We start from the raw sequence: 6,891 nt of genomic DNA, 5'->3' as shown, positions 1-6,891 counted from the left end.
CTTATACAATATTTGAAACGCTCAATGCTAGAGGTATGGACTTAAGTTCAGTTGATCTTATAAAAAACACCCTGTTTAAAAATATGCAAACAGTACATCCAGATGATGATGCAAAAACTAAATGGAAATCTATATATGATATTGTTAATTCGAGATCTTCCAGATCTGGGAATTTAGACAATTATGTAAGACATTGGTGGATATCAAGATATTCCAATGCTAGCAAAGATACTTTGTACAAGAATTTTAAAAGAGAGCTAAAAAAAGGTAAGATTAAACCTGAAACATTTATTTCTGAATTATATGATGACTCAAAAATGTATAAAGTCATCTCTTTTCCTTATAAAGAAGATTTTCCTCGACAGGAAGATGCATCAGTTTATGACTCACTTCAGGCTTTTAAAATTTTCAATATTGCTCAGCAGAAGCCATTTTTTATATCTTTGTTCAGAAAAAAAGAAGACAAGGTGATAGCACATAAAGATTTTGTTGACATCATCACATTCTTGGAAGACTTTCACTTCGTTTTTAACGCGATATGTTCTCAAAGAGCATCTGGACTAGACCAAATATATGCTAGAAGTGCTAGAGGTTTGTTTAATTCTAAAAATAAAATAGAATACAAACCTATTTTAAGTGATCTGAAAGAGCAGTTAATAAAGAAGGTTCCCGAAAAAGATGTTTTCATTAGAAAGTTTTGTGAGTTGAAGTATTTGAAGAAAGACATAGCAGACAAAAAGCTGATTCAATATATTTTCAATAAGATAGAAAGCTTTAGTTTTGAAAATAAAGAATTTTCTGCAGACTTTTTTACTCTTGAACATATTGAGCCACAAGATTCAAAGCTTATTAGTAAGCAGAGTATAGGTAAAATTGGTAACTTACTACCTTTAGGAAATAAGTTGAACGCAGAAGCAGATAATATGAAGGTGAGTGATAAAATATCTATATATAAAAAATCTGATTTTATGCTTACACAAGATTTTGCTAATACCTTTTCAGGTAATTGGCATGAAAGTGATATAGAGTTTAGAACTAGAAGCTTAGCAGAGTATTACTACGATAATTTGCTAAACCGACTAACACCTAAAACCAATAGTTAATATTAAAAATATTATAGTCGATCTGCTTTAGAATATTTACAAGGCTGATATTCATATTGCTTGAGATATTATTTTTACTTGCTTGTTTTGTAAGTTTCTTAGATTTAATCAAATATAGTGCTAGGTATAGTAATTAAAGCAGATATTCTTATGTAAGAAACAATTATAGACTTGAATTTCAGCAGTTTTTTAATGTCAGTAATTAGTCTATTATCCCTAAAGGAATAAAAATCTAACGTAAGGAACACTATGAATCATCTTACCGTCGGACAACGCGCGCCTTTAAGCAATCTTGCTATTGACGATACCGCACCTATCACGCTTAAGTTCACTCGCCAAAGTCCGATAGAGATTGATATCAGCTGCTTTGCCTTAGACGAAGCGGGCAAACTGATCAATGATGATTACATGGTGTTTTATAATCAGCCAACCTCACCATGCGGGCAAATCAAGCTCACCCATTACGAGTCGCAGCCAACAGCGAATAAAGGTATCCAAGCCGATTTTGAAGTGAATTTATCCAAACTGGCTGCAAATATAGACAGCTTGTTTTTTGTGTTATCAGCCGACACGCCGCTGAATCAAATTCAATCGTTAGAGATTGGCATTTGGCAGCAGTCGCAAAAAGCGCAGGCAGAATATCAAGCAGCAGACTTTGCTCAGCAGCAAGCCAGTATGCTAATGCAGCTTTATCGTAAAAGTGGCGTTTGGCGAGTATCTAACGTCGCGCAAGGTTTTAATGGAGGACTTGCCGCCATCGTGCAGCATTTCGGTGGTGATGTAGCACAAGACGAAAATAACACTGTGGCTTCATCAGCTCCGCAATCTTCTAAAATAAATACCTTAAAAGTCCCTTTAGAAAAGGTTATGTTAGAAAGAGCGCCAAAGCTAGTTAACCTTGCCAAAAAAGCCACCATCTCGCTAGAAAAGCGCCAATTACAGCAGTTGACCGCTAAGGTTGCCTTGGTATTAGACGCCACAGGCTCAATGAATCGCCAATATAAAGAAGGTCGCGTACAAGAGGTGGTCAATCGTCTGTTGCCATTAGCCGTCAGCTTTGATGACGACCAAGCACTAGACTGTTGGGCATTCGGTGAGCATTGTTCTTATTTAGGTGAGGTTGGGCTGAACAACTACGCTGATTTTATTGACACCGTACAAGGTGGCTGGCGTAAATGGGCACTTGGCCCACGCATCAACAATGAAGCAGAAGTCATGAAAGCCGTGACAGAGTTTTATCAAAAAGACGGCTTAGATGTGCCTGTCTACGTGCTATTTATCAGTGATGGCGGGGTGAATGATAATCGCGGTATCACGAGAGTCATGACTGAAGCGGCGAAGCTTCCTATATTCTGGCAATTCGTTGGTTTGGGTGGTCGCAGTTACGGCGTATTAAAAGACTTAGATGATATGACTGGACGACTGCTTGATAATTGCAGCTTTTTTGAATTAGACGATTTGGATGATGTTAGCGAAGAAGCTTTATATGAAAATATGCTAGAAGAGTTTCCAAGCTGGCTTAAAGAAGCACGTGAGATAGGGTTGATACAGAAATGAAAATAACTTCTTATCTTGATTAGTACAAAAAACCGTTACCGCATCTCGTCGTAGCGATTTTTTATATCAAAATTTTGATGTGAGATTAGCCAATCCAACACAACCCCATCATCTATTGCAGCACTTTTTTACAAAGGCATCTCTACAAACTGCTAAGATATAAGGGTGTCTCCACGGTATCGATTGGCGCTGTATCGATTGCGCTATAAGCGATATAATAACAACTACAAAATTTGATACCTAGATATAGTCAAGTCCTTCTCTCATTTGTATTGGAGTAATCGCTATCATAAATATATATGTTGTCTTTTGGATTGCCCTAACCTTTTTCGCCTTTTTGATTACTGTGAGTAACATCAACAGTTACAAGTCAATTCTTGCCAGAGACTCGCGCCCAAGAAAACCTGCCAAGGGTGATATTTTTGAGATTGAGACGAGTTTTTATAAAAAGGATGCGACGTTTCATGATGTGCTGTTTTTTCATGCGTCAGCGTCGGGCGTAGCGATAGTGTTATTGGTACTGATCATCAAGGGCGAAACCTTGTTTCCGGGTACCGTGACCTTTTTTGGCCCGCTATCTTCTTTGGCTATCTTTACCATTAGTATCGTACTACTTATCTTAGCGTTTTACTTTTTTACCATTTCTATTCTAAAGCTCGGTTATACGCTGGCTCGACTGCGCGGTGCTGACGGCAAAGAGATCAAATCGCTATACGCTATTGGTGGCGTTTTTGCTTACTTTTTAGTCTTTGCGATATTGGCGCTTATCTTGGTATAAAGGTTGTGGCACTTAAAGTTGTCCAATAAAAAACCGCTCGCAATATGAATTGTGAGCGGTTTTTTGTTGCTAAGGCTATAGGCTTATTCAGGGTATAGCGGGTCGAGCATTTTTTTGGTTGCGATAGTACCCGTTACTGGCGCTTTGAATACTTCAGAGTCAATCTTACCAAATTTATTCCACTCAATTTGATTGGTTTCTAAATTGACCAGATGAATCGAGTAATCTTTGCCAGGCGCTCTATTGATCATCGCACCTGCTAGTGGCGATGTAGAGGCCGCAGCAAGTTTTAGACCAAATGACTGTTTGTTAGCCGCGGCTAAAACGACGAATACTTTGTTTGTACCTTCAGTTTTGCGGATAGCATTTAAGCTGGCGGCGTCTAGATTAAGCGGTGTATATGAACCTGTTTTCATATTGCTTGCGCCGGCTTTACTAGCATTAACTAGCGCCATATATAGGTTTAAATACGCTTGATTGGTGACACCATCAAAGGTATTACTGGAGCTGAGTACAGGGTAACTAGTATTCAATACATCTTTGGCATCTTCACTAGCCAAAATGTCCATTTGTGCCAACTCTTTCTGTGTCAAAGCGCCACAAATAAAAGGGGAGGAGATATTTTTTACAGTCACTCCTTTGTCAGTGAGTCTCTCCTTTAGCGTATTGGCAATAGCAACAGAGAGGGCGTCAGAGTTTTGATACATAATATCGTCTTTACCGACCTCAACTCGCAGTACACAACCGTCACTGATAATACCAACTGACTGAGACTTTAGGTTTTGCTGGGTTTTGTCATAAGCTGAGCGTGCTTCTGGATTTGTCGTCGTTGCACAGCCACTAAATACCGTGATAGCGGCAAGGGCTAAGGGTAGGGTAAGCGCTTTGGCTGAGGGGAGAGTGAACCGTGTGACCATGAATATCCTTGTAAACAGCATAAAAGTTAGAGGCGAAAGGAAGCAAAGCGAAGATCAATAATAAGGAGCAGGTTACGCAGCACAATAGTCTAGTAACTGGCGAATTATGCATGAGTTTTTAGGATTCTCCTACTATTATTTACGCAAAAAACTATTTATTTTTGGGCGCCTATTACTTCCTCTAAGATGATGTTAATGCTCGGGATATAACATAAAGCTATAAAAATAATCTTGTGCTCTGGTAGGCTTTATTGCATGCTGATTAGCTTCTATAGATCGCTGTAATTTTTTATCTAGTGGCTTACTCTCTATCACCCAACGACGTCATCTTATGAGCGAAAAAAAAGCCTTTTATCATCGCCCGCGTACCAATCAGTCTGCGAGTCCTGCTATGCGTTGGACTTTTTTGACGCTGGGCTGGGTGTTTTTTGTGTTGGGGATTATTGGTATAGTACTGCCGGTCATGCCGACTGCGCCTTTTATACTACTTGCCGCAGGGTGCTGGGCGCGTAGTTCACGGCGCTTTCATTTTTGGCTGATCAATCACAAATACTTTGGTAAGTTTGTGCGCGATTGGGAGCGTAATCATGCCGTACCGCGTTACACTAAGTGGCTTGGGACTATCATGATGGCGCTATCGACGACGATGCTGTTTTTTAACCTGCCAGAGGATATGGTTTGGGTAGCTTGGGTCGTTGCGGCGATGTGTACGGGCGTTGCTATCTATTTATTTCGCTTGCCAAATGCTCAATAAGGGGGTCATCGTCCAACAAATCAAGCACTCAGTCCCAGTTACACAAAATACGAGATAAGGCTTGCGCTAGTATCTAGAGGGTCTTATAATACGCCCAAGCTTAAAAGCAGTTCTGCACCAAATCATTACCTCGTAGTATTAGTTATAATCCTTCGTTTTAATATTTATCGTACAGTAGCTATTTGCAAGCGTTACCGGTCATTTAGACCATTAATAAATTAAAAAGTAGGTTATTACTATGTCAGATACTCAAAAAGGTACAGTTAAGTGGTTCAACGAAGCTAAAGGCTTTGGTTTTATCGCTCCAGAAAACGGCGCAGACGTTTTTGCTCATTACAGCGAAATCACTGGTTCTGGTTTCAAAACTTTAGCTGAAGGTCAAGAAGTTGAGTTCACTGTAACTCAAGGTCAAAAAGGCCCACAAGCTCATAACATCGTTGCTATCTAATTTATCTTTTTATAGATAAATCATAGAGAACACTATGTTTAAAAAGCGAACCTTCGGGTTCGTTTTTTTTGGTCTAACATTTAAGGTTTAAGAGGTTCCGGTTGTCTTTGTAGAGTGTAGTTAGCGACGTAACCTGCCAATTAGTATAAATAAAGACGCCCTCTACCTTATAGCTAACAATAGAGTAGAGGATTTACTCTGTAAGTATCAAAGAAAGCTAACCCCAATATTGATCAGCCCGCCGCCTAATATCAGCCAAGCAAACATTATCGCGCCTAGTAGCAACGGCTGGATACCTGCTTGTTTGATAGCGCCTAGATGCGTCGTCAGTCCTAGCGCAAACATCGCCATCGTCAGTAGCAGATCATCTACTCGCACTATCGTCCGCTCAAAGCTATCGGGCATAGGCACCCAAGTGTGCAAAATTACGATAAGAATAAAAACAAAGGCAAACCAAGGCACTTTGACTTGCCGTGTACGCTGTATCAGCGTGAGCTTATCGCCGCTTGCTTGATTGCCTTTGGTCAAAGCGAAAGAGAGTATCAGTAAAAAAGGCGCGAGCATCATGACTCGTATCATCTTAGTCACGACTGCCGTGTCTCCGACATCGCTATTGATAGCATTGCCCGCGACGACGACTTGCGCGACCTCGTGAACAGTTGAACCCGTATAAATACCGTATTGCTGCGCATTAAGCCACGGGGCAAGCCAGCCTAAATGATACAAAAACGGATAGAGCAGCATAGCAACTGTGCCAAAGACGACTACGGTTGCGACAGCGATAGTAACTTTGTGCGCGTCAGCTTTAATCACAGGCTGGGCTGCAATAACAGCGGCCGCCCCGCAAATGCTCGTCCCTGAGCCAATCAGCATTGTCGTTTGCTTATCGACTTTAAGCCATCTTGTACCGAGCCAATAGGTTAATAGAAATGTTGAAGTAAGTACTACAGCATCGCTGATGATGGCAGGCATGCCGACAGAGGCTACTTGCGTGAGGGTGAGCTTGAAGCCATAGAGCATAATCGCTAGACGCAAAATCTCACCTTTTGAGAAGTTTACGCCCGCGCTCAAGCTATCGGCAACACGCGGATAGATGGTATTGCCGAGTACGATACCGATTAAGATCGCGAGGGTGAGGGGCGAGAGGCCAACTATAGCGCCCTCTGACCAGATGGTGATACGACTATCAAGCCATAAACTAAATAGGCTACCAAGCAACACGACAACCAGTCCTAACCCTTGAGGTTTGCTGGGGACATAACTGCCAAGGGTCTGACTCATCGCCTTCATAATTTGCCTTACTTAGTATTTACTTGATCTAGTATTTACTTAAC

At 40.8% G+C, this 6,891-nt stretch carries 7 protein-coding genes; 5 read left to right on the top strand and 2 right to left on the bottom strand.

Annotated features, from left to right (window positions below):
- The 3 genes from ACTXGO_RS07950 to ACTXGO_RS07940 form a co-directional block, all read left to right on the top strand.
- Positions 1-1,103, top strand: a 1,103-nt coding sequence (locus ACTXGO_RS07950) for a GmrSD restriction endonuclease domain-containing protein (RefSeq protein WP_443573974.1), incomplete at its 5' end; no start/stop codon positions are given.
- 249 nt (positions 1,104-1,352) lie between these two features.
- Positions 1,353-2,660, top strand: coding sequence for a VWA domain-containing protein (locus ACTXGO_RS07945; protein WP_443543176.1), 1,308 nt, complete (start codon positions 1,353-1,355; stop codon positions 2,658-2,660).
- Positions 2,661-3,006: 346 nt separating this feature from the next.
- Positions 3,007-3,438 (top strand): hypothetical protein, encoded by a 432-nt coding sequence (locus tag ACTXGO_RS07940; protein ID WP_317199217.1) that lies wholly within the window; start codon positions 3,007-3,009, stop codon positions 3,436-3,438.
- An 83-nt stretch (positions 3,439-3,521) separates the two neighbouring features.
- Here ACTXGO_RS07940 and ACTXGO_RS07935 read toward each other — a convergent pair whose 3' ends face one another.
- Positions 3,522-4,355, bottom strand: coding sequence for a hypothetical protein (locus ACTXGO_RS07935; RefSeq protein WP_443543174.1), 834 nt, complete (start codon positions 4,353-4,355; stop codon positions 3,522-3,524).
- A 331-nt stretch (positions 4,356-4,686) separates the two neighbouring features.
- Between ACTXGO_RS07935 and ACTXGO_RS07930 the strand changes: the two genes are divergently transcribed.
- Together ACTXGO_RS07930 and cspE are read left to right on the top strand one after the other, a co-directional pair.
- Positions 4,687-5,109, top strand: coding sequence for a YbaN family protein (locus tag ACTXGO_RS07930; protein WP_443573972.1), 423 nt, complete (start codon positions 4,687-4,689; stop codon positions 5,107-5,109).
- Positions 5,110-5,347: 238 nt separating this feature from the next.
- Positions 5,348-5,557, top strand: coding sequence for a transcription antiterminator/RNA stability regulator CspE (gene cspE / locus ACTXGO_RS07925; RefSeq protein WP_192524164.1), 210 nt, complete (start codon positions 5,348-5,350; stop codon positions 5,555-5,557).
- A 207-nt stretch (positions 5,558-5,764) separates the two neighbouring features.
- On the opposite strand, the gene ACTXGO_RS07920 is transcribed toward cspE, so the two are convergent.
- Positions 5,765-6,847, bottom strand: a complete 1,083-nt coding sequence (locus ACTXGO_RS07920) for a YeiH family protein (protein WP_317199214.1) — start codon at positions 6,845-6,847, stop codon at positions 5,765-5,767.
- Positions 6,848-6,891: the final 44 nt, after the last annotated feature.

Source organism: Psychrobacter sp. T6-1 (assembly GCF_052258445.1).
Note: the sequence above shows the minus strand (reverse complement) of the source record. Positions and strands in the feature narration are given on the sequence as shown.